The sequence below is a fragment of the Streptomyces fagopyri genome, assembly GCF_009498275.1.
Classification (GTDB): Bacteria; Actinomycetota; Actinomycetes; order Streptomycetales; family Streptomycetaceae; genus Streptomyces; species Streptomyces fagopyri.
Genome location: NZ_CP045643.1, coordinates 5,317,855 through 5,339,154 on the forward strand (window position 1 = coordinate 5,317,855; position 21,300 = coordinate 5,339,154).

General features: G+C 71.1%; 19 protein-coding genes. 9 read left to right on the top strand and 10 right to left on the bottom strand.

Annotated features, from left to right (window positions below):
* Nucleotides 1-5: 5 nt before the first annotated feature.
* Nucleotides 6-1,577, bottom strand: a complete 1,572-nt coding sequence (locus tag GFH48_RS22920; protein WP_153290045.1) for a sodium:solute symporter family protein — start codon at nucleotides 1,575-1,577, stop codon at nucleotides 6-8.
* Nucleotides 1,578-1,954: 377 nt separating this feature from the next.
* Nucleotides 1,955-2,740: an SDR family oxidoreductase gene (locus tag GFH48_RS22925; RefSeq protein WP_153290046.1), complete on the bottom strand. Its 786-nt coding sequence runs from the start codon at nucleotides 2,738-2,740 to the stop codon at nucleotides 1,955-1,957.
* A 168-nt stretch (nucleotides 2,741-2,908) separates the two neighbouring features.
* Here GFH48_RS22925 and GFH48_RS22930 point away from each other — a divergent pair, with 168 nt between their 5' ends.
* Entirely contained in the window at nucleotides 2,909-3,748 is an 840-nt protein-coding gene (locus tag GFH48_RS22930; RefSeq protein ID WP_153290047.1) for a hypothetical protein, read from the top strand.
* Between the two features lie 141 nt (nucleotides 3,749-3,889).
* Here GFH48_RS22930 and GFH48_RS22935 read toward each other — a convergent pair whose 3' ends face one another.
* The 3 genes from GFH48_RS22935 to GFH48_RS22945 form a co-directional block, all read right to left on the bottom strand.
* Nucleotides 3,890-4,099: a DUF397 domain-containing protein gene (locus tag GFH48_RS22935; RefSeq protein ID WP_153290048.1), complete on the bottom strand. Its 210-nt coding sequence runs from the start codon at nucleotides 4,097-4,099 to the stop codon at nucleotides 3,890-3,892.
* A gap of 268 nt (nucleotides 4,100-4,367) precedes the next feature.
* The gene (locus tag GFH48_RS22940) at nucleotides 4,368-5,225 is read right to left on the bottom strand and encodes a helix-turn-helix domain-containing protein (RefSeq protein WP_148008906.1); all 858 of its coding nucleotides are present in this window, start codon (nucleotides 5,223-5,225) and stop codon (nucleotides 4,368-4,370) included.
* Nucleotides 5,226-5,656: 431 nt separating this feature from the next.
* Nucleotides 5,657-6,412, bottom strand: coding sequence for a GOLPH3/VPS74 family protein (locus tag GFH48_RS22945; RefSeq protein WP_153290049.1), 756 nt, complete (start codon nucleotides 6,410-6,412; stop codon nucleotides 5,657-5,659).
* A 231-nt stretch (nucleotides 6,413-6,643) separates the two neighbouring features.
* Between GFH48_RS22945 and GFH48_RS22950 the strand changes: the two genes are divergently transcribed.
* Nucleotides 6,644-9,376, top strand: a complete 2,733-nt coding sequence (locus GFH48_RS22950; protein ID WP_153290050.1) for a D-alanyl-D-alanine carboxypeptidase family protein — start codon at nucleotides 6,644-6,646, stop codon at nucleotides 9,374-9,376.
* A 237-nt stretch (nucleotides 9,377-9,613) separates the two neighbouring features.
* Nucleotides 9,614-11,545: an MFS transporter gene (locus tag GFH48_RS22955; RefSeq protein WP_153290051.1), complete on the top strand. Its 1,932-nt coding sequence runs from the start codon at nucleotides 9,614-9,616 to the stop codon at nucleotides 11,543-11,545.
* A 109-nt stretch (nucleotides 11,546-11,654) separates the two neighbouring features.
* Here the strand turns inward: GFH48_RS22955 and GFH48_RS22960 are convergent, their stop codons facing one another.
* From GFH48_RS22960 to GFH48_RS22970, 3 genes are all read right to left on the bottom strand, one after another.
* Nucleotides 11,655-12,503, bottom strand: a complete 849-nt coding sequence (locus GFH48_RS22960) for a MerR family transcriptional regulator (protein ID WP_407698654.1) — start codon at nucleotides 12,501-12,503, stop codon at nucleotides 11,655-11,657.
* Between the two features lie 193 nt (nucleotides 12,504-12,696).
* Entirely contained in the window at nucleotides 12,697-13,194 is a 498-nt protein-coding gene (locus tag GFH48_RS22965) for a glutathione peroxidase (RefSeq protein ID WP_153290053.1), read from the bottom strand.
* A gap of 37 nt (nucleotides 13,195-13,231) precedes the next feature.
* The gene (locus tag GFH48_RS22970) at nucleotides 13,232-14,197 is read right to left on the bottom strand and encodes an ArsR/SmtB family transcription factor (RefSeq protein ID WP_153290054.1); all 966 of its coding nucleotides are present in this window, start codon (nucleotides 14,195-14,197) and stop codon (nucleotides 13,232-13,234) included.
* A 343-nt stretch (nucleotides 14,198-14,540) separates the two neighbouring features.
* Between GFH48_RS22970 and GFH48_RS22975 the strand changes: the two genes are divergently transcribed.
* On the top strand, nucleotides 14,541-15,812 hold the full coding sequence (locus GFH48_RS22975) for an MFS transporter (protein WP_228120878.1): 1,272 nt from the start codon (nucleotides 14,541-14,543) through the stop codon (nucleotides 15,810-15,812).
* A gap of 155 nt (nucleotides 15,813-15,967) precedes the next feature.
* Nucleotides 15,968-16,705: a rhomboid family intramembrane serine protease gene (locus GFH48_RS22980; protein WP_153290055.1), complete on the top strand. Its 738-nt coding sequence runs from the start codon at nucleotides 15,968-15,970 to the stop codon at nucleotides 16,703-16,705.
* Between the two features lie 206 nt (nucleotides 16,706-16,911).
* Here the strand turns inward: GFH48_RS22980 and GFH48_RS22985 are convergent, their stop codons facing one another.
* Entirely contained in the window at nucleotides 16,912-17,454 is a 543-nt protein-coding gene (locus GFH48_RS22985; protein WP_153290056.1) for a GNAT family N-acetyltransferase, read from the bottom strand.
* 262 nt (nucleotides 17,455-17,716) lie between these two features.
* Between GFH48_RS22985 and GFH48_RS22990 the strand changes: the two genes are divergently transcribed.
* The 4 genes from GFH48_RS22990 to GFH48_RS23005 all read left to right on the top strand — a co-directional run bounded on the left by GFH48_RS22990 (nucleotide 17,717) and on the right by GFH48_RS23005 (nucleotide 20,513).
* Entirely contained in the window at nucleotides 17,717-18,340 is a 624-nt protein-coding gene (locus GFH48_RS22990) for a DUF6230 family protein (protein WP_153290057.1), read from the top strand.
* Nucleotides 18,341-18,417: 77 nt separating this feature from the next.
* Nucleotides 18,418-18,897 (top strand): DUF6114 domain-containing protein, encoded by a 480-nt coding sequence (locus GFH48_RS22995; RefSeq protein WP_153290058.1) that lies wholly within the window; start codon nucleotides 18,418-18,420, stop codon nucleotides 18,895-18,897.
* The gene (locus GFH48_RS38635) at nucleotides 18,887-19,603 is read left to right on the top strand and encodes a hypothetical protein (protein ID WP_194280649.1); all 717 of its coding nucleotides are present in this window, start codon (nucleotides 18,887-18,889) and stop codon (nucleotides 19,601-19,603) included. Before GFH48_RS22995 ends, GFH48_RS38635 begins: the two co-directional genes overlap by 11 nt.
* 265 nt (nucleotides 19,604-19,868) lie before the next feature.
* Entirely contained in the window at nucleotides 19,869-20,513 is a 645-nt protein-coding gene (locus GFH48_RS23005; RefSeq protein WP_153290060.1) for a LysE family translocator, read from the top strand.
* 140 nt (nucleotides 20,514-20,653) lie between these two features.
* Here GFH48_RS23005 and GFH48_RS23010 read toward each other — a convergent pair whose 3' ends face one another.
* Nucleotides 20,654-21,271, bottom strand: a complete 618-nt coding sequence (locus GFH48_RS23010) for a hypothetical protein (protein ID WP_153290061.1) — start codon at nucleotides 21,269-21,271, stop codon at nucleotides 20,654-20,656.
* Nucleotides 21,272-21,300: the final 29 nt, after the last annotated feature.

The window sequence follows — 21,300 nt, forward strand, 5'->3', positions numbered from 1 at the left end:
TGCCCTCAGACGCCCGACGGGCTGGCCGGGGCTCCGTCCGCCTGGGCCGGGACCGCCGCGGCGGCAGCCGCCCCGTCCCCGTCGTCGTCCGTGTTGATCTTCTCGATGATCGCGTCCCGTTCCGGTGTGTCCTCGGGCCTGATCAGGCCGATGAGGATGTACAGGACGAGGGAGACGACCATCGGGAGGGAGACCTGGTACTCCAGCTTCACGTCCGTGCGCTGCGAGAAGTCCAGGTGGTAGTTGACGAAGAAGAACGCGAGCAGACCGCAGGCCCAGCTGGTGAGGGCCGCCGTCGGTCCGGACTTCCGGAACGGCCGCAGCAGTCCCAGGATGAACGGGATCGCGATCGGACCCATCAGACCGGCCACCCACTTGATGACCACCGTGATGATGTCCTTGAAGGTGGGCGAGTTGACCTGGGTGGCCACCGCCATCGACAGACCGAGGAACGCGACGGTCGTGACGCGTCCGGCGATCAGTCCGGCCCGGTTGTCCCAGGCCCGCGCGGTCTTCGAGAGGACCGGTGCGACGTCCCGGGTGAACACGGCGGCGATGGCGTTGGCGTCCGAGGAGCACATGGCCATCGTGTGCGAGAAGAACCCGACGACGACCAGACCCAACAGCCCGTGCGGGAGCAGCTGTTCGGTCATCAGGCCGTACGCGTCGGAGCCGTCCGGCTTCTGCGCCGTGACGAGCAGCGGCGACAGCCACATGGGGATGAAGAGGATCACCGGCCAGACGAACCACAGTCCCGCGGAGAGGAAGGCCGACTTCGTGGCCTGCTTCGCGCTGCCCGTCGCCATGTAGCGCTGGGCCTGGTTCCACATGCCGCCGTTGTACTCGAAGAGCTTGATGAAGAGGTACGCGATGAAGAACACGGTCAGGTAGGGACCCGCGAAGCCGTTCGCGTGGCCGTGCAGCTTCGGCGAGTCCAGCGCCTTGGACAGGCCCCCCTGGTCGGAGATCTTGTTCAGCGCGATGATCAGCATCGAGAGACCGGCCAGCAACTGGATGACGAACTGGCCGAGTTCGGTGAGCGCGTCGGCCCACAGTCCACCGATCGTGCAGTACACGGCCGTGATGCCACCGGTGATCAGGATGCCCTGGGTGAGCGTGACCCCGGTGAAGACGCTCAGCAGGGTGGCGATGGCCGCCCACTTCGCGCCGACGTCCACGATCTTCAGCAGCATGCCGGACCAGGCGAGCGCCTGCTGGGTCGGGACGTTGTAGCGGTCCTTGAGATATTCGAGCGGTGAGGCCACGTGCAGCCGGGACCGCAGGCGGTTCAGCCGGGGCGCGAAGAGCTTGGCGCCGAGCAGCACGCCGATGGCGATGGGCAGGGCCCAGGTGACGTACGACGTGATGCCGTAGGTGTACGCGATGCCGGCGTACCCGGTGAACATCACCGCGCTGTAGCCCGACATGTGGTGCGAGATGCCGGACAGCCACCACGGCATCTTGCCGCCCGCGGTGAAGAAGTCGCTGACGTCGTCGACGCGTTTGTGGGACCAGAAGCCGATCGCGGTCATGACGCCGAAGTACGCGACCAGGACGGCCCAGTCGAGACCGTTCATGTGCCCCCTCCAGGGGTCCGCCTTGTGAACCTGCAGATACCGGACGGCACTTCGCCAGTACGCGTGGGGTCCCCCTGCTCGTGTGAAGCCACGAGCTCGGGGAGGGCGGCGCCCCCGTGCGGGAGCGGGGACTTCGGGGATTGAACCGCCGTTCGGAGGGAGCGGTCAAGACCCTTCGCGGTCATACATATGAACGCAGATCAGAAAGCAGAACGATTTTGCTTCCACTTTACCTTCCGGGCTGTTGTCGTGTCCGTGACGGGGGCCACACCATGAGCGGGCACTTCGCCAGCACATCGACAGGACGACCTAGGTGACGACAGGCGTACGGGATGCGGGTCCCGTACGGCTGGGAAGGGGAGGCGGGACCGGTACGGCTACCGCATGATCTCGCCGGCGTTCACGAGCAGGGACTGCCCGGTGATCGCCCGCGCCCGGTCGGAGGCCAGGAACACCGCGGCGTCCGCGACATCCCCGTCCGTGGCCAGCTCGGGCAGGGCCATCCGTTCGGTGAGCCGCTTCAGGACGTCCGCCTCCGGTACGCCCTCGGTGTACGCGGTGAACTGGACGTACGCCTCCACCGGCGGGCCCCACATCCAGCCCGGCAGCACGGTGTTGACCCGGATCCGGTGCGGTCCGAGCTCCCGTGCCATGGAGTACATCGCGCTCGTCAGCGCGCCCTTCGAGGCCGCGTACGCCGCCTGCCGCACCTGTGACGGGGCGGCCACCGACGACTGCGTCCCGATGATGACGACCGAGCCGCCGCACGCCTTCAGCGCGGGCAGGCAGGCGCGGGTCATCCGCAGGGTGCCCAGCAGGTTCACATCGATGACCGACTGCCACGTGGTGAAGTCCGCGTCCTCCAGGCCGCCGAAGTAGCTGTCCCAGGCGGCGACATGGACGATCGCGTCGATCCGTCCGAACCGCTCCGTCGCCAGCGCGGCCAGCGCCTCGCACTGCGCCTCGTCCGTGATGTCCGTCGCCCGGTACGCGGTGTGCGCGCCGTCCGGGTCGAGATCGGCCGCGGACTTGGCCAGATTGGCCTCCGTGCGCGCCCCCAGCACGGCGTTCCCTCCTTCGCGCACCACGGCCGCCGCGACCTGGTGGCCGAGTCCGGCGCCGACCCCCGAAACGACCACGGTCCTGCCCGCGAGCTGTGACATCGCGGCCTCCCCTCCTCTTGCGGCCCGGTTCGCCTCCGGGGCGCTGGAGCCGGTGCCGGCCCACTCGCCGCGCACGGCTCTGGCGAAATAGCTGACGGGGCGTCAGAGTATGGGCGTCCGGTGCCGGAAGGAAGTCCCGTGCGCGTTCCGCCGGGGAAGGGGATCGTCATGTCGGAGGAGACCCGCAGCGACACGTACGCACAACTGGCCGCCCTCGGCCCTTACGGGGTCCGTCCGGGCCACGCGCTGATCACCATGGTCGAGCCGCACCCGGGTCACGAGTACGCGTACAACCGCTGGTACGAGGACGACCACTACTACGCCGGCGCGATGGCCATGCCCTGGATGTACGCGGGCCGCCGCTGGGTCGCCACCCGCGACCTCCAACTCCTGCGCCTGCCCGAGAAGTCGGCGATCGCACAGCCCGTCACCGCTGGGTGCTACCTCTCGACGTACTGGGTCACCGAGGGCCGTTACGACGACCACATGAAGTGGACCGTGGGGATCAACAGGCGGCTGAATCGCGACGGCCGGGTGTACCAGGACCGGACCCATGTCTTCACGGCCTTCCAGGACCACGAGGCGACGGTGTACCGGGACGGCGCCGCGGGCCCCCGCGACCTCCACGCCCTCGACCACCCCTACGCCGGGCTGGTGCTGGAGGTGATCGACGCCGAAGGGCCGCAGCAGCGCGCCGAGTTGCTGGAGTGGCTGCGTTCCCGCCACCTCCCCGGCCGGCTCGCGCACTCCCCGGCCGCCATGGTCACGGTCTTCCGCCCCACCCCGCTCCCCGGCGACCGCATGACGTACGTGAAGCAGGTCGAGGGTGTGGACACGCGGCTGACCCTGCTGTGGTTCCTGGAGACGGATCCGAGGGAGTGCTGGGCCCGGCACTTCGCCGGGCGGGAGGCGGAGGTGGCCGAAGGCGGCCTGGGGAGGGTCGAGTTGGTGGCGCCCTTCATTCCCACGGTGCCGGGGACGGACCGGTACGTGGACCGCCTGCGCTGAACCGGCGGCACCCGCGGGAGTGTCTCCGGGAAAGGGCCGAGCCCCCTCGGCCGGGACGGCGGGCCAGTCGAGAGGGCTCTGTCTGTGGTGCGTATGCGGTTTGTCGGTGCAGTTGTGGGTGTCGGCGAAGATGTCGATGCATCAGGCGAGGTCGAAAGCCCCCCGGCTCACCTCTGCCACGAAGGAGTTCCACGAGTTCGCGGGGAACGCCAGCGTGGGGCCCTCGGGGACCTTGGAGTCCCGAACGGCCATCGCCGCGAGAACCGGGGACTTGACCTCGACACATGCGCCGTTGCCGGTCGAGTACGAGGATTTGGTCCACGTGTCCGTGGCGCCTTGCTGGATTGCCATGATTGCTCCGATAGCCAGTCGTCGAGTTGCTGTCACCGCACCGCGGATTCGCTACGGAACTCGCGGTGCGGTTTACGCCAACGTTGTTGCTTGATGGCGTGATCGACGCTACTCGCCAACATCGACGAGCGAAGCGACTATTCACTCGACCGGGTGGCATATTCCAGTGGGGTCTTCCGCCCTGGCATAGGGGGAGTGTATGGTGCCCCACTTCTTCATCAGGGGTGCGTTCGGAGCGCAGGAACACGCCCCGGACACGTACTCCCTCTCAGCGCGCGTACTCCTTCGCGATGTCCGCGATGAGCTGCCGCGACTGCTCCACGTTCAGCGCCTGCGCCCGCAGATGCTCGTACATCACGCTGTACTTCTGGACGTCGTTCGCCTTCTCCAGGTACAGGTCGCTGGTGACACCCTCGATGTAGACGACGCTGGAGTCGGCCGCGTCGGGGAACTCCAGGATCGCGTACTGGCCGTTGAGACCCGGGTGCGCGCCCATGTCGAACGGGATCACCTGCACCGTGACGTGCGGGAACTGGGACTGCTCCACCAGGTGCTCCAACTGGTCGCGCATGAGGGAGCGGTTCCCCACGACCCGGCGCAGCGCGGACTCGTCGAGGACGGTCCACAGGCGCAGCGGGTTGTCCGGGGCGGAGATACGTTCCTGTCGGCGCAGACGTACCTGGACGCGCTTGTCGATGTCGGCGGGCGCGGTCTCCGGCAGCGCGCCGGCGATCAGCGCCTCGGCGTACGGCCGGGTCTGGAGCAGGCCGGGGACGACCTGGGGGTCGTACACGCGCAGGCTCGCCGCGTCGGTCTCCAGGCCGATGTAGACGCTGTACGGGATGTCGCCGAAGGAGTGCCACCAGCCCTGCTGGCGCGAGTCCTTGGCCATCTGCATCAGCGAGTCGACGATCCGGTGGTCCTCGACCTCGTAGACCCCGCACAGGTCGCGGACGTCACGCTGGCTGATGCTGCGCCGCCCGTTCTCCAGCCGGCTGATCTTCGACTGCGAGACCAGCAGGCGCTCGGCGACCTCTTCGGCCGTCATGCCCTTGAGCTCGCGGAGCCGGCGCAGCTCCTGGCCCAGCCGGCGCCGCCGGACGGTGGGATTGACACTTGACGCCACGGGACGTGCACCTCCGGCTGCGGACCTCTACTTTGCGTATCTGCTGTTGAGCAGATTGCCACCAAGGTGCTTTCTACCGCTGGGAAACAGCGGATATGCGCTGGGTACGGGCCAGTTCGGGAATTCGGCGCGTACCTCGGCGCCTTCCGCACTCCCGCGCGGCCCGTCGGCGCATACCGCACGCATATGCGCCCCACCCCTGAACGCGGCCGCGCGGGGCGGCGGTGCCGTGTCGTCGTCCGGACGTACGGCCCACCGCCCCGCGCGAGCCAGCGGCTCCCGAACCGGATCCTGGGGACTGCGGTGCGGCGCTGGGTGATGCCGGGGTGCTGCCGGCGGTGCTGGGTACTGCGGGTGGTGCGTGCTCCGCGTGATGAACGCGGTGCGGCTGGTGCCACGGTGTCTGCCGGTGCGTGCCGTGGGACTGCGGCTCAGTGGACCACGGCGCGCGCCATGGAATCGTGGCGCGGTTGCATCGGAACACCGCGGGCGGGTTCCGGTGCGGTCCGGACTCCGGCGGTGGCCGGACGGCTTGCCGGTGCCGGGCTGCGACGCGGCTGTGCGACCGCGCCGTTCTGAACGTCCATGACCGCGTGGGCCACGAGGCCGCCCATGGGGTCGTGTCTGATCAGGTCCCGCAGCCGGGAGCGGGACGAGCGTCCCTCATTACCCGGATACAGGTGCTTGCCGAGACCGACCGCATGGGCCAGCGCGGCGAGCGCCGCGGTCCGCGGGTCCGGCGGTACGCCGGTGCGGATCGCGCTGTCCAGCCGGGACCTGATCTCCCGGCTGATCTCCGTGTCCGTCGCTTGGTAGCGAGTCGTCGGAAGCACCCCGCACATCTGGCCGGCCACGGCATGCACCATGCCGCACCTCTCCAGATGCGAGAGGTAGGTCTGGCGAAGTCCCAGTCGGGGCCCGCCAATCCAGTTGACCGCGCGTACGGGTGCTCCGCGCCGGCGAAGCAGTTCCAACGCACAGTCCAGTGTTGGATCTCCAGTCGGCCGTGGTGCCACCACGGCGATACGATCCCCGTCTGGGGCTATCCGTCCGGCCAGCGCCAGCTCTACTAGCTGTGCTCCGGCCAGACCGAGGTCGAGCGACTGCGGCTGTGCGGTGGTACCCGTGGTCGGGTCCAACGCCAGCAGCAGAAGCTCCTCCGGAAGTGTTCTGCGGCTCCTGCCCATCCATGCCTCCCCGCGTGGATGAATGACAGGGTGACCCCTCTCACAATGGTCTGTCGAGAGTGCGTGACCGGTTCGTAGTGGAACCGGCAGGTATGTCGTTCTCGTCTACCGCAGGGGTTAAGCCCGCACACAGGACACTGGTACATGGTTCGGACAGCGATGTCCGGGCAGCGGGTCAAGGGTTTCACGGTTCGTTGGGCGCCCGGTGGGTGGCGCACGGAGGAGGCATCGGTGGCGGGCGAGTCCCCCGACAGGTCGAAGCAGCACGAGTCGTCGGCGTCGTCGGCAGAAGCGACGTCGGGGACCCCGGCCGCGGTTCCGGGGCCGGTCCGGTCCGCCGCGGCCGGGGCGGCGGACCCCCGTCTGGCGGTGGCCCGCGAGCGGGCCGCCACGGTGCGGGTGGACCAGGCCACCGCGGTGTTCTCGACGAGGACGCCGGCGGAACCGTCCGCCGCGTCCGGGGAGAAGGTTTCCGCGGGGGTCGGGGAGAAGACCTCCGGCGGGTCCGGGGAGAAGTCTCCCGGCGGGGACGCCCGGCTGCGGGCCGTGGTGGCCGCGTGGGTGTCGGGCGTGGACGAGGAGGAGCCCCAGATTCCGCAGGAAGCCGGGAGCGGGGCCGCGGGCGCCGAGGAGGCGGGGAAGCCCGCCTCGGCCGCGGAGGGCGCGGAGACGGCCGCGGAGGACCCGGGGACGGTCGACGGGGACGCCGGCAGTGCCGGAGGCGCGGCTGACGGAGCGTCGGCTGAGGAATCCGCGGACGACAACGATGCCGGGAGCGAGGACGAGGCCGGAGCCGGGGCCGGTGGCGACGACGGCGGGTCCGCCGCCGCGACCGATCGCGCGGTGACGGACGGGGCCGGCGCGGACACGTATGTGGACGCCGGTGCCGACGTCGAGTCGGAGAAGGACGCCGATCCGTCGGACACCGAGCCCGTGGCCGCGGACGAGGAGACGGCCGCGGACGGGACGAAGACCGCGGAGGCCGGTGGCGACGGCGGCGAGGCCGGGACCGAGCCGGACGCCGATGTTCACTCCGGTTCCGATGGCGCGTCCGCTGCGGGCGGCGACCGGGTCGAGGACGCGAAGCCCGCCGGGAACGCCGACGCGAAGCCCGACGCGAAGCCCGCAGGGAAGCCGGGTCCGGAGGATTCCTCGGAGGGCTCGCCCAAGGACTCGCGGGACGGCTCCGACGGCTCCGACGACTCAGACGGCTCCGACCGCTCCGACCGCTCCGAGGAGTCGGCGGCCGCCGCGAGCCCCGTGGCCTCGAAGCCCCCCGTGGACCAGCCCACCGCCGTCTTCAAGACGCCGAGGCGCCCGGCCGTGGACCAGCCCACCACCATGCTCAAGCTGGGCGACGTGAGGCCGGGCGCGAAGACCGACGCGAAGCCGGCCACGGACAAGCCCGCCGCCGGAACCCCCTCGGACAAGCCCGGACCGAAGCCCGAGCCGAAGACCGACGCGAAGCCCGGGAGCGCGCCGAAGCCGAAGTCGCAGCCGAAGGCCGGGGCAGCGGCCAAGGCCGAGGCCGAGGCCGAACGCACCAGCAGATTCGTCGCGCTCAGGCCCCTGGACGAGCCGGCACCGGCGAAGCCGAGGCCGGCGCCCGCCGACGCCACCGCCGCCCTGCCCCAGGTCGGCCCCGAGCGCACCACCCAGCAGCCGCTTCCGCCGAAGCCGCCGCTGGACCTGCTCGCCGAGCTGACGAACACTCCGCCGCCCCCGCAGACCCCGGTACGCACGCTGGTGCGCCGGGTCAAGATCTGGACCCCGCTGGCCCTGCTGCTCGTGGTGATCTTTGCGATCGCGCAGGCCGTACGTCCGCTGCCGAGCGCGACCCTCGCGCTCACCGCCGACGCCACGTACACCTTCGAGGGCGGCACCCTCGACCTGCCCTGGCCGGGCAAGGGACAGTCGGCCATAGAGGTCCAGGGCGTCGGCAGCCTCGGCACGGACGGCAAGCAGACACCCGCCCCCATCGCGAGCGTCGCCAAGATCATGACGGCGTACGTGATCCTCCAGGAGCACCCGCTGAAGGGGAACGAGGGCGGCGAGAAGATCACCGTCGACCAGCAGGCCGAGGACGAGTCGAAGCTGCCCGACGAGTCGACGGCCGCCATGTCGAAGGGGCAGCAGTTCACGGAGCGCCAGATGCTCCAGATGCTGATGATCCCGTCCGGCAACAACGCGGCGCGGCTGCTCGCCCGTTGGGACTCCGACAACAAGTCCTTCGTCGCCAAGATGAACGCCGCCGCCAAGAAGCTCGGCATGACGAACTCGACGTACACGGACCCGAGCGGGCTGCAGAAGACGACGATGAGCACCGCGACCGACCAGCTGAAGCTGGCCGAGCGGGTCATGCAGGACGACGTGTTCCGCGGCATCGTAGGGATGGCCAGCGCCCAGGTCCCCGGCCTCGACAGCAAGATCTACAACAACAACGACCTGCTGGTGAAGCAGGTCGGTGTGATCGGCCTGAAGACCGGCTCGTCGACGCCCGCCGGCGGCAACCTGGTGTGGGCCGCCACCAAGACGGTGAACGGCAAGCAGCAGACGATCTACGGCGCGGTCCTCGGCCAGAACGCCGGGACCGGCAAGGTCTGGGACAGCCTCCAGCTCGCCCTCAGCAACAGCCAGAAGCTGATCGACAAGGTCCAGAAGGGTCTGACCTCCGCCACGGTGGTGAAGAAGGGCGACGTCGTCGGGTACGTGGACGACCAGCTCGGCGGCCGGACCCCGGTCGTCGCCACCAAGAACATGACGGCGGTCGGCTGGCCCGGTCTGAAGACGAAGCTGTCGATCGGTGAGGACGGCCGGACGGTCCCGCACACGGGCAAGGCGGGCACGACCGTCGGCGTGCTGACGGTCGGCGACGGCTCCAGCCACGCCGTCAAGATCCCCGTCGCGCTCCAGAAGGACCTGGCCGAGCCGGGCTTCGGCGCCAAGCTGACCCGCGTGAGCTGAGCGGATGTCCTCGCGGGGCGCGCACGCGGTGCGCGCGCCCCGCGAGCGCCGCGAGCGCGCCCCGGAACACCATCTGAACGTGCCGTGAGCGCCACGCGAACGGGCCGCACCCCGCCGGAGACGCCCCACCCGGGCGCTCCCCGGCGGGGTGCGTGCTAGCGTCGCGAGATCGGGGCAGGTCGCGGGCCGCGGGTCCCGGGGCGAGCGCGAGAAAACGGGACACAGGAGTGCCTTGTAGTGGCGACAGCGGAGCCGACACACGCCGACGACGCCGATCCGGACCCCGGGGCGGGCTCGCGAATACGGCTACCCGCACGTCCCGCCGACGCCGACGGGCCGAAAGACCCTGACCCCCCGGACGGCGCCGAGGCGCGGAACGGCGCCGGCGGACCGAACGGCGCCGCCGAGGCCGGCGGGCCGAACGGCGCCGCCGAGGAGCCGAGGACCCGTGCCGCCCGGCTGAACGGCTTCCTGCACCGGCACCCCGTCGCGGTCGTCACCGCGCTGGCCGGACTGCTCCACCTCGCGTGGTTCTTCTCGTTCGCGAACAGTGGCGGGGACCTCGCGGCGCAGGACGCGTGGGCGGAGTTCGTCGGTCGGCACCCGGACTCCGCGTACAACCTCGCCTGGTACGGCGGTATGCACCCGGTCTCGTACAGCGTGGTGTCGCCGTATCTGATGTCCGTGCTCGGCGTCCGGACCACGATGATGATCGCGGGGACGATCTCCGCCGGGCTGCTGACGATGATCCTGATCCGCAGCCGCGCGGTGCGCGAGCCGCTGTGGCCCGCCCTCGCGGGAGTCTTCGCGCTGCTGTGCAACGCGGCGTCGGGCCGTGTCACGTACGGCCTGGGCATGGTGTTCGCCCTCGCCGCCGCCGCGGTCGTGTTCTGCTGGCCCTACCGCTGGCGTCACAAACGCTGGGCGAAGGCCCTGTGCGCGGCGCCGCTCGCCGCGCTCGCCACCGCCGCGTCGCCGGTGGCCGGGCTGTTCGTCGGCCTGGTCGCGGCGGCCCTCTTCCTCCAGAAGCGGCGCCCGGGGGCGTACGCGCTCGGGATCGCGCCGACACTCGTCGTCGCCGCCTCCGCCTGGCTGTTCCCCTTCTCCGGGACCCAGCCGATGTCCCTGGGCTCGGCCTCGCTGCCGCTGATCTACTCCGTGCTGGTCTTCGCGCTCGTGCCCAAGGAGTGGAAGACGGTACGGATCACGGCGGCGGTGTACGGCCTCGGTGTCCTCCTCGTCTGGCTGATCAGCTCGCAGATCGGCTCCAACATCACGCGGCTGGCGATGCTGTTCGCGGGGGTGGCGCTGCTGGCGGCGCTGCCGTTCACGGTGCCGAGGACGCGCAAGTGGTACGTGACCGTCATCGCCTTCGTCGGATTCACCGGGTGGATCGGATTCAAGTCCGTCGACGACATCGTGCACACGACACCGGCGGCGTCCTGGGCGCGGGAGCTCGCCCCGCTCGTGAACCAGCTCCAGGTCGTCGGTGCCGAGAAGGGCCGCGTCGAGGTCGTCCCGGCCCGCTCCCACCGCGAGGCGTCCGCGCTCGCGCCGTACGTGAACCTCGCCCGGGGCTGGAACCGGCAGGCCGACATGGAGCGCAACCCGCTCTTCTACGACGACACGCTCAACTCCGCGAACTACCACGAGTGGCTCCAGCGCTGGGCCGTCCACTACGTGGTGCTGCCCAAGGGGGAGCCGGACGGCAACGGCGGTGAACGCGAACGCCAGCTGGTCCAGCGCGGCATGCCCTATCTCCGGCAGATCTGGGGCGACGCGAACTGGCAGCTCTTCTCGGTGACGGATCCGACGCCGCTCGCCGACCCGCCGGCCGTCGTCGACCGTGCCGAGCAGGGCGAGCTGACCATCGAGGTGAAGAAGGCGGGCCGCGTTCTCATCCGCGTCCCGTACTCGCCGTGGCTGGGCCTGGTCGACGCCGAGGGCAAGAGCGTGAAGCCGCCCCAGGAAACGGAGAAGTCCAAGCACCACCGGGCCGAGGGCGCCCCGAAGACGTACGACAACCTCAACGGCTGCCTCATGGAGACCCAGGAGAACGCCTCCGGCGACAAATGGACGGAACTCCTGGCGCCGGCCCCCGGGGTCTACCGCCTGGCGGCCCCCTACCAACTCCCCCGGGGCACCCCCTGCCCGGAGGAACTCCGCTGACCCCCTGGGGGCCGGACTCCCGGGGGCCACACTCCTGGAGGCTGCGCCCCCAGGGAGAGGACGGGTCGGGTAGGGGCGCCGGGGGCGAGACCCCCCGGCGCACCCCCACTCACCTCACCGGAAACGCCACGTCGCACACCGCGTCCTCCGGCCCCGCCGCATCCCAGTCCCCGAAGTACACCTCCCGACAGGGCCCGTCGACCAAGAGCCCCCGCTCCCGGACCCACGCCTCCACAGCCTCGAACGCGGCAACGATCTGCGGATGAGCCACCTGCGCCTTGGAGATCCGCGCGTACGCCAGCCGCCGCGCCGGCTCGACCCGCACCCCCACCCCCGACCCACGCCCCCACCGCTCGGCCCAGCCCCGCGCGGCCTCCCCGTCGGCGACGGGCACACACGACTCGGCGGGCCCGTCGCTCTCCATGCTGACCTCGGCGTAGTAGACGACGAAGGGCGCACCGGCCGTCCCCCCGCACTCCCGCGCCCCCTCCTCCAGCCGCCCGAGCGAGGCGGGAATCCACACCGGCAGCTCGTCCGCCAGCGTGTGCCGCTTCTCCGTCAGCACCACCCGCTCCGGCACGTCCACCGTCTCGACCACGAATGTCCCGTACATCTCGGAACTCCTTCCCGACAGCCGTCCACGGAGGTATGCGGCCAGCGTCCGCTGCGAAGCGAACCGGGTCTCGGCGTCCGCCCAGTAGGCGGCGAGCAGAGCGGCACCGGAGGCCCCTTCGGCCTCCACCACCTCCGCGATCCGCGCGAGCGGCATGTCGAGCCGGCGCAGGAGCGCGACCATGCGGGCGCGTTCGACCTGGTCGGCGCGGTAGTAGCGGTAGCCGCTGGCCCCGTCGACGTACGCCGGGGCGAGCAGCCCGAGCCGGTCGTACAGCCGAAGCGCCTTCGGCGAGAGCCGCGCGCGGGCGGCGAACGCGCCGATCGTGAGCAGTTCCTGGTGCACGAGCCCATCCTCCGTCACCGGACGAGGTCCGCCCGGTGACGAAGAACGCTGGTCCCTGCCCCAGGGGCAAGGTCAAACCCCCGGAACCGGGAACCGGAACTGAGACCGGAACCGGAACCGGAAAACGGACCGGAACCGGAACCGGAAAACGGACCGGAACCGGAAACCGGACCGGAACCGCGGTCCGCAAGAACTACGCGAGCGACTTCTCCACCGCCGCCACGACCTCCACCGACTCCGGCTCGACCTGCGGCGAGAACCGGGCCACCACATCTCCACCCGGACCGATCAGGAACTTCTCGAAGTTCCAGCGGATGTCACCGGTGTGGCCCTCACCGTCGGCGGTGTCCACCAGCCGCTGGTACAGCTCGTGCCGCGCGTCCCCGTTCACCTCGACCTTCTCGGTCATCGGGAAGGTCACCCCGTAGGTCGCGGAGCAGAACTCGGCGATCTCCTCGGAGGTACCGGGCTCCTGCCCCATGAACTGGTTGCAGGGCACACCGAGCACGGTGAAGCCCTGGGCGGCGTACCGCTCGTGCAGCCGCTCAAGACCCGCGTACTGCGGGGTCAGCCCGCACTTGGAGGCCACGTTCACCACGAGCACGGTCTGGCCGCGGTACTGCCCGAGATCCGCGGAGCCGCCCTGCAGGGAATCGATCCGGACATCGAACACAGAGTTGTCAGTAGTCATGAACGGATGCTAACTCCGCCCGTCACGGCCGCCGGACTCAGCCGCCCTGAGCCTTCACGAGCACCTCGCCGGCGGCCGTACGGGAGTACAGCACCGACCGTCCGGCCCGCCGCCGCTGGATCAGCCGGGCGTCCAGCAGCACCCTCAGATGCCGGCCGACCGAGCCCAGCCCCTGCCCGGTCAGCGCCACCAGCTGGGTCGTGCTCAGCGGCGAACCGAGGAGGACGAGGACACCGGCGCGGGCCGGACCGAGCAGCGCGCCCAGGCTCTCCGGCACGGCCTGGGGCCCGGCGTGGGCGAGCGCCCCGACACACGGGTAGACCACCGCGTACCGGTGCGGCTCCTCCCACGACACCCAACCGTGGCTCTGCGGTGTGACCGGTACGAAGTACAGCTCGGCACCCGAGATCTCGCGCGGCGGATACTCGTGATGGTTGACCTGCAGCCGGTTGTCGCCGAGCCAGCGCATTCCGGGCCGCAGCGCGTCGAGGGCCGTCGCCCAGCCACCCTGGCTCAGCTGCGCGCTCCGGGCGACGACATCGGCCTCCAGGACGCGCCGGCGCCGGGCCCAGTAGGGACGTACGGTCTCGGTCCAGACGTCGGTGAGGAGATCGGCGGCACGCTCCGGCAGGTCCTCGCGGTGCAGGGCGGCGGGCAGGGGCCCGCGCAGAGCGACGGTGAGATGGGCGCGGGCGTCGGCGGCCGGCACCTCCCTGACCCGCGCGACCTCCTCCTCGAAGTCGGCCTCGCCACGTGGTGTGGGCGTCAGGAAGTCCGCGATCCACTCCCGGCCGAGCCCGGACCGGATGAGCAGCGCGGTGACCGGATCCCCGGCCAGCCGGCGGCGGTACGCGGGCAGGTGGGCGTCGAGCCAGACACGTTCGCCGGGGTGCGCGGCCGTGCCCGACTGCAGCACCTTGAGACTGGCGAAGGTCTCGGCGAGCGGCGAGAGCACGAAGCGGCTGCCGGCGAGGGTGTCGGCATTGACCTGCCACCACCCCATGACCGCACCCCGTCCCTTCCGCCACGCCCGCCCGGCGTCCACGCCGGTGTCCACCCCGGCATCCGCTCCGGCCCCGGGCCTCTTCCTGCCTGCTCCCTGTCCCCGGGCCCGTCCCCGGGGATGCCCTGCTCCTGTTCCCGCCCCGGGGATGTCCCTCCGGGCCTGCTCCTGCCCACGTGGCCGCTCCCGCACCCCTCCGGTCCCGGCATTCCTGCTGGTCCCCGGAGGTCCGGGCCACGGGTCACCCCAGCGGATCCCCCGCCCGGCCGCCCCGGACCGCCCTCGCTTTCGCCACCCCGCGAAACAATAACGACGGCCCCGTACGCCGTCCGACACTGCGCCCATGCGCAGCTACTCCGACCTCTTCCGTACCCCGGAGTTCACTCCCCTCTTCCTGACGTCGGCGCTCCAGGGAGCGGCCTCGACGGTGGGCGGCCTGGCCCTGGGCACCCTGGTCTACCGGGCGACGGACTCGCCCCTGCTCTCCGCCCTGAGCATGTTCGGGCCGTCCCTCGCCCAGGTGCTGGGCGCGACCACGCTCCTGTCCGCGGCGGACCGGCTGCCGCCGCGCGCGACGACGACGGGCATCGCCCTCGCCTTCGCCCTCGGTACGGCGGCGGTCGCGCTGCCGGGTCTCCCGGTGGCCGCGATCTTCGGCATCCTCTTCGCGCTCGGCCTGGTCGCCTCCCTGGGCGGCGGGGTCCGCTGGGGCCTCCTCAACGAGATCCTCCCCCGGGACGGTTATCTGCTGGGCCGCTCCGTCTTCAACATGATGAGCGGGATCACCCAGGTCACGGGGTACGCGGCAGGCGGTGTCCTGGTGGCCGTCGTGTCCCCCCGCGTCGGACTCCTGACGGCGGCGGCGCTGTACCTGGCGGCGGCGGCCGGCACCCGGCTCGGCCTGACGCGCCGCGCGCCCCGTGCCTCCGGCCGCCCGTCGATCGGCCGGACCTGGCGCACGAACGCCCTCCTGTGGTCGTACGGCCCCCGCCGCACCGTCTATCTGCTCCTCTGGATCCCCAACGGCCTGATCGTCGGCTGCGAATCCCTCTTCGTCCCGTACGCTCCCGAGCACGCGGGTGTTCTCTTCGCCTCCGCGGCCTTCGGCATGCTGGTGGGCGACGTGACCACCGGCCGCCTCCTCGCACCGCGCGTCCGGGCACGGCTGGGCGTCCCGTTCCTCCTGCTCCTGGCCACGCCGTACCTCCTGTTCGCCCTCCACCCGGGCATCGCGGTGTCGGCGGCCTGCGCGGCCGTCGCCTCCGTCGGTTTCGGGTCGAGCCTGATCCAGCAGGAACGGCTGATGGCGCTGACCCCCGACGAACTCGGCGGCCACGCCCTCGGTCTGCACTCCTCCGGGATGCTGACGTTGCAGGGGGCGAGCGCGGCCGTGGCGGGCTCGGTCGCCCAACTGACCTCACCCGGCGCCGCGATGACGGTGATGGCGACGGCATCGATCGCCGTGACGGCGGCGGTCACGCTGGCGGGGTCGGGGTCTGGGTCGGGGTCTGGTTCAGGAACGGAGACGGGGACCGGGACGGGGACGGGTGACCGGGGGAGTGTCCCCGGATCCACGCCGGAGTCGACGCCGCACCAGGCGAAGCCCCTTTCGTAGGAGCGGGGACCGGGACCAGCCCCGTACGGCGTACTCCGTACTGCGCGCCACTGCACACCCCACTCGGTACTCCGCCTCCCCCTGGGCGGTCACGCCCGGACTTCATAGAGTTCGCGGTGACGCGGATACGGATCCGCCGGGGAGGGGGACGTGGCATGGGCGGCAAGCCGGATCAGGAGCGGGTGGACAGAGGGCCGGTGGACCCCGAGCAGGTGATCGCGGAGGCACGCAAGGCGTTCTTCGTGATGTTCGGGTTCCTCGCGGTCATCTGGCTGGTGCAGTTGGCCAACTCGACCGGTCACTACGCGCTTTCACGAGACTACGGAGTCGTCTCCGGCGACCTCGGGACACTCCCCGACATCCTCAGCGCACCTTTCCTGCACTGGAGTTGGGCACACATCGAGAGCAACTCCGGGCCATTGTTCGTGTTCGGATTCCTCGCGGCGTACCGGGGCGTCGTCCGCTTTCTCGGGCTGAGCCTGCTCGTGGCGGTGACCAGTGGACTCACGGTGTGGTTCTTCGAAGGGGGCGGCGTCGACACGGTGGGCGCCAGCGGTCTGATCTTCGGGTACTTCGGTTACGTCGTCGTCCGCGGGATCTTCGACCGGCACCTGATCGACACGTTGATCGGCATCGTCATGGCGGCCTCCTTCGCCTACCTGCTCACCGTGGCCGTACCCGGGACGCCGGGGGTGAGCTGGCTCGGTCACCTCGGGGGTCTGATCGGCGGCCTGCTCGGGGCCTGGCTCTTCCGGGACCGGCGCCGGGGGTCCCTCCCGACGGCCCCCTCCGGCGGCGCCGGCGGGGGAACCGTCCGCCGCGCACCCCGGGCGGGCGCCGACAGCCCGCGCGCGGACCTGCACAAGGAACTCGGCGACCTCGGCCTCCTCTAGGGGCCGCGCCGGCCAGCGTTCGCCCCGTCGCGGCTCCGGCCGAGGCCGGCCGTGTGCCGTCGGCACTCGTGGTCGTCCCCGGTTCCGGGGCCCCGGCGCATCGGCGGGGCGGGCGGTGCGCCGCCCGCGTGGGGCGCCCCGTCCGGACCGCCGAAACCGCCATCGGCCGGTCGCTCCTCACCCCGGCCCCGTCCGGACGGCAGGCCTCAGCCCCTCGTGTCCGGCTTCCAGTCCTGGACCAGCAGCCCGAGCAGTACCTCGTCCAGGAACTCGCCCATCACCCAGGCCGAGGAGCGCAGCACGCCCTCGCGGACGAAGCCGTTGCGCTCGGCGGAGCGCAGCATCGCCGCGTTGTCCGACAGCGTCTCGATCTGCAGCCGGTGCAGGCCGCGCACGACGAAACCGTAGTGGCACAGGACCGCGACCACGTCGGTGCCGTACCCCTGACCGCGGGACGACGGCAGCAGCCCCAGCCCGATGTGCGCGGACCGGTTGTGGTTGTCGATGTTCCACAGCACCGCGGTACCGACCAGCGTGCCGCCGTCCAGCTCCACCACGGAGAACGGGACGTGCCGTTCCTCCTTGTCGTCCACGATCAGCCGCGAGTCCTTCGAGCCGGGCGTGACCGGCCGCCAGGGCCGCACGTCCGACCGCGAGTGGTTGACCACGTCGTCGTAGAGCTCGGTCTGCAGGATCGGGATGTCGTCCTCGTGCCGGGCCCTGAGCCCGACCTTGCCGCCCTTTAGCATGCGAGTTTCCTATCCGACCGGGCCGGCCGGCGGCAAACGGATAAACCCCCGGGCGCGCACGGACCCGCGACGGCGTCCGGGCACCCGCGAAGCCTTGCCGCCTGTCATCCGGATGGAGCAACGGAAGCCGACTCACCCGTCCGGCCGACCTGACGTGCCATCGGCAGCCGCGCCCGGAAGCCTAGGATCCGCCACTAGAAGAGAGACGTCGCCTACCCCTGTCTGGCATCGGCGAGCCCACGTCATGACCGGAGGAGACGGGATGCTGCACCGCGCCGGCAGGACCTCCTGGAAGCGCTTCGCCCGTGTTCTCGTCCCGAGTGTCCTGGCCGCCGCGGCCCTCGGTATCGGCATGGCGCAGGGAGCACTGGCCGCGTCGTTCCTCATCTCCGGGCAGAAGTTCCAGGTCGCCCTGGACACCCTGGAAGTCCGGGGCCTGAGCATCTACAGCACGGTGGACGTGACCCGGCAGGGCACCCTCGTGCCGGTCGCCGTCACCGGGGCCCGCCGCGCGGAGATCAGCGGGCTGTGCCAGTCCCTGGTGGTCCCGATCCCGGTCCTGGGCCCGTACACACTGAGGGTCACCGGCGGCGGACGCCGGCACATCGAGGCGAGGAACCTGTTCCTCGACGCGACGACCTTGACGAGCGGACAGGCGAACTTCAACGACCTGGAGATCGGCGTCGCGGCGGGAGCGGTCAGCAAGGGCCCGATCAGCCCGGGCGACAGGAACTCCCGCTTCTTCGACCCCAACGGCTTTGCCCAGCAGGCGGATTCAGCCCTGCTGCGAGACGTGCGCTTCACCACGGTCGCGGTCTCGGCCGCCACGTTCAACGTCCCCGACCTCGATCTGCGAGTCAGGCAGGGCCGCCACGAGTGCTTCTGATCGATCGGCACGAGACACGCGTCCGCCGCGCCCGCTCACCACGTACTCCCGCCCGCCGAACACCACGGAGAGCTCACGTGTTCCTCCAGCGAAGCGGCGGACGCGAAAGCTTGCGCGTCGCCACCGACGCCCGACGGCGATTCAGGACCTGGCGGGGCGAACGCCCCTTCTGGGCAGGACTGTTCACCTTCGGGGCGAGCCTGCCCGTCATCTACTTCCCGTACGCGCACCTCACCTTCGGCGCCATCCCGCTGGCACTGTCGACCTCGGCCGGCGCCGGGTCGCTGATCATCGGGGTCCTGCTCATGACCCTCGGCGTCACCCTCTGGTTCCAGCGGCAGACGCGCGTGTTCGCGGGGATCACGGTCATCCTGCTCTCCCTCGTCTCGTTCCCCCTGGCCAATCTCGGGGGTCTGCTCATCGGGCTGATCTCCGGCCTGATCGGCGGATCCCTGGCCTGCGCCTGGATCCCCCCGACCAACGCTCCCGAGCCGCAGCCCGCAACGGACCGTGCGCCGGCCCCGGCCTCCGTGGGCGAGGACCACGGTGGCGAGTGACGCCCTGACCGGCTGTGCGGGGGGCGGACCCGAGCCCGCGCCCTGCCGTCCGGCCGGTGCGGTGGCGAGCCGCCCGGCCGTCCGCGTACTGAGGCCCCTCGCCTGCGCGCCGGCGGTGGCCGCCCTGTCCTTGGTGCTGCAAGTCGCCACACCGGCGGCCTTGAAGACGCTGCCGGCCCCTGGTGGTGTTCACGCGCCCGAGCCACCAGCAGGCGCCGGCGCGCCGGCCGCCCACATACCGGACCGTCCGGCGGACGTCCCCTGGGTGCTGCGCGCCGACAGGCTGGTGCTCCACGGCAGTACCTTCCGAGGCGTGGTCGTCGTCAGAACCGCGACCGGACCCGTACGGGTTCTGAAGTTCACCGCGCGGTCACTGGACTTCGCGGGCCTCGACCTGACAGCGGGCCGCGGCCGTACCGCCGCGCGCGTACGGGCCGGGCCCGCGACCACGTCCACGCTCAAGGACGAGGGCGTGGTGACCCTGTACACCCAGAAGCTGCGCGGCACGCTCGTCGGCCTGGGTGGCGCCCCGCTCCCGGCGGACCGCACCGTCACCGTCACGCCCGACGCGCTGCCCGCCTGGCTCCCCCATCCCGCCAGGCCGTCCCGGACGATCACCTTCGAGAACGTCACCGTTTCCCAAGCCACCCGGCTCAGCGGCGACATGACCGTCACGGGCCCGCCCCTCGGCGTCTCGGCCGGGTGACGGCGGGGTGCCTGCCGCGCGGCGCACCCGGTCGGCTCGGGCGTCGTCGCCGACTTCCAGGTGACCGGCGTCGCTTCAGCCGCGGGCCGGCACTTGGTGTCGTCGGCGGGCCGGGAACGAGGCCGGGGGGCCATGAAGACACCGAGCGGCAGGGCCGTAGGGTGCGGCAGGCGAGACCGGCGCCGCTGATGCGTCGTAGCGGTCCGTTGCGACTGGTCGACCCGTCCCGCATCGGGTGCCCGACGAACGACCAGGAGGTTGACCGGTGATCACTCTGGCCGCAGTCGGAGGGGTGGCCTCGGTCGAACTGGGCATGGCCCTGACTCCGGGGCCGAACATGATCCACCTCGCCTCCCGTGCGATCACCCAGGGCCGCAGGGCGGGCCTGGTGAGCCTCAGCGGGACCGCCGTGGGATTCGTGTGTTACCTACTGGCCGCGGCCGCGGGCCTGTCCGCGTTGTTCGCCGCCGTGCCGGTGGCGTTCATGGTGGTCAAGCTCGCCGGGGCCGCCTACCTGGCCCACCTCGCCTGGGGCATGCTCAAGCCCGGCGGCCGCTCACCCTTCGCCCCGGCCCGGGATCTGCCTCCGGTCTCCGACGCCCGCCTGTTCTCGATGGGGCTGCTGACCAACCTACTCAACCCCAAGATCGCTCTTGTGTATGCCGCCCTGCTGCCCCAGTTCCTGGACCCGCAGGCAGGTCCGGCCTGGGGGCAACTGCTCCAGCTCGGCGGTGCGCAGATCATCGTGGGGATCTCCGTGAACGCTCTGATCATGCTGAGCGCGGCACGGGTGTCGGGGTTCCTGGCCACCAGGCCCCGCGCCATGACCGCCCAGCGGTTCACGGCCGGCGGCCTGCTCGGCGCCTTCGCGCTGCGCACCGCCCTGTCCCGCACTCCTGTCTCCACCTGAGCCGGCCCGCGTCGTCGTGACGCCGGTCCTCCTGTGAGCGCCGATACGGGGACGTCGACGGCACCTGTGAATGTCGGTCACGGCCGATCGGGCACGACTTCGGAAGTCGTCGCGACCTCCGGCGTACGCGCCCGCCGACGTCAGATGGAGGCCTCAGGGGCAACGGACGCGCCGTCGCCGAGGAGGAGTTGGAGCAGGGCGGTGTCGTGGGGGCGCAGCCAGTAGATCTCGGTGCCGAGATCCACGGCTGCGGTGAATCCCATTCGGGCCTGGGCGGCATTCTGCTGCCGGCGCTCCTGACGTACGGCCACCGGGACCTGAAGGTCGATCGGCTGGTCGGTACCGCCCTTCCCGCGCTTGCGCCAGGCCAGCCCGACCTCGCCTTCCGGAGACTGGTGGAGGAGCACGTGGCCGAGGGTCTGACTACCGTCGCGCACGCCGTACGAGAGCATGCCGAGACGCGCTCCTCGCCGAAGCCGCTCGGCGTCGGCCTCGACAGTGCGGGAGGCTTTCAGTCCGAAGCGGTTGACCAGCTTTCCGGCCCAGCCACGGTACGAGGCACAGGTCGCCTGCGCCCCTCGCGGAGCCGGGAGGAAGGAGGCCGGAAGCAGTGCCCGCACCAACGGATCAAGGACAATGAAGAAGATCAGCAGGTACAGCAGGCCGAGCGGCATCCCGCCCGACTCCAGGCCGGTGAACAACAGGCCGAGGCCGATGGCAATCGTGATCAAGAAGTGTATGTGGAGGCGGACGTTCATGGTTCCCATCACTGTGTTTCCCGCTCCGG

Excerpts from the sequence above, each read along its gene's own strand:
- GFH48_RS22990 (WP_153290057.1), top strand. The coding sequence starts at position 17,717 with ATGCTGCACCGCGCCGGCAGGACCTCCTGGAAGCGCTTCGCCCGTGTT.
- GFH48_RS22980 (WP_153290055.1), top strand. The coding sequence starts at position 15,968 with ATGGGCGGCAAGCCGGATCAGGAGCGGGTGGACAGAGGGCCGGTGGAC.
- GFH48_RS22925 (WP_153290046.1), bottom strand. The coding sequence starts at position 2,740 with ATGTCACAGCTCGCGGGCAGGACCGTGGTCGTTTCGGGGGTCGGCGCC.
- GFH48_RS22945 (WP_153290049.1), bottom strand. The coding sequence starts at position 6,412 with ATGGGCAGGAGCCGCAGAACACTTCCGGAGGAGCTTCTGCTGCTGGCG.
- GFH48_RS23010 (WP_153290061.1), bottom strand. The coding sequence starts at position 21,271 with ATGAACGTCCGCCTCCACATACACTTCTTGATCACGATTGCCATCGGC.
- GFH48_RS22970 (WP_153290054.1), bottom strand. The coding sequence starts at position 14,197 with ATGGGGTGGTGGCAGGTCAATGCCGACACCCTCGCCGGCAGCCGCTTC.
- GFH48_RS22965 (WP_153290053.1), bottom strand. The coding sequence starts at position 13,194 with ATGACTACTGACAACTCTGTGTTCGATGTCCGGATCGATTCCCTGCAG.
- GFH48_RS22935 (WP_153290048.1), bottom strand. The coding sequence starts at position 4,099 with ATGGCAATCCAGCAAGGCGCCACGGACACGTGGACCAAATCCTCGTAC.
- GFH48_RS22975 (WP_228120878.1), top strand. The coding sequence starts at position 14,541 with ATGCGCAGCTACTCCGACCTCTTCCGTACCCCGGAGTTCACTCCCCTC.
- GFH48_RS22920 (WP_153290045.1), bottom strand. The coding sequence starts at position 1,577 with ATGAACGGTCTCGACTGGGCCGTCCTGGTCGCGTACTTCGGCGTCATG.
- GFH48_RS22985 (WP_153290056.1), bottom strand. The coding sequence starts at position 17,454 with ATGCTAAAGGGCGGCAAGGTCGGGCTCAGGGCCCGGCACGAGGACGAC.
- GFH48_RS22930 (WP_153290047.1), top strand. The coding sequence starts at position 2,909 with ATGTCGGAGGAGACCCGCAGCGACACGTACGCACAACTGGCCGCCCTC.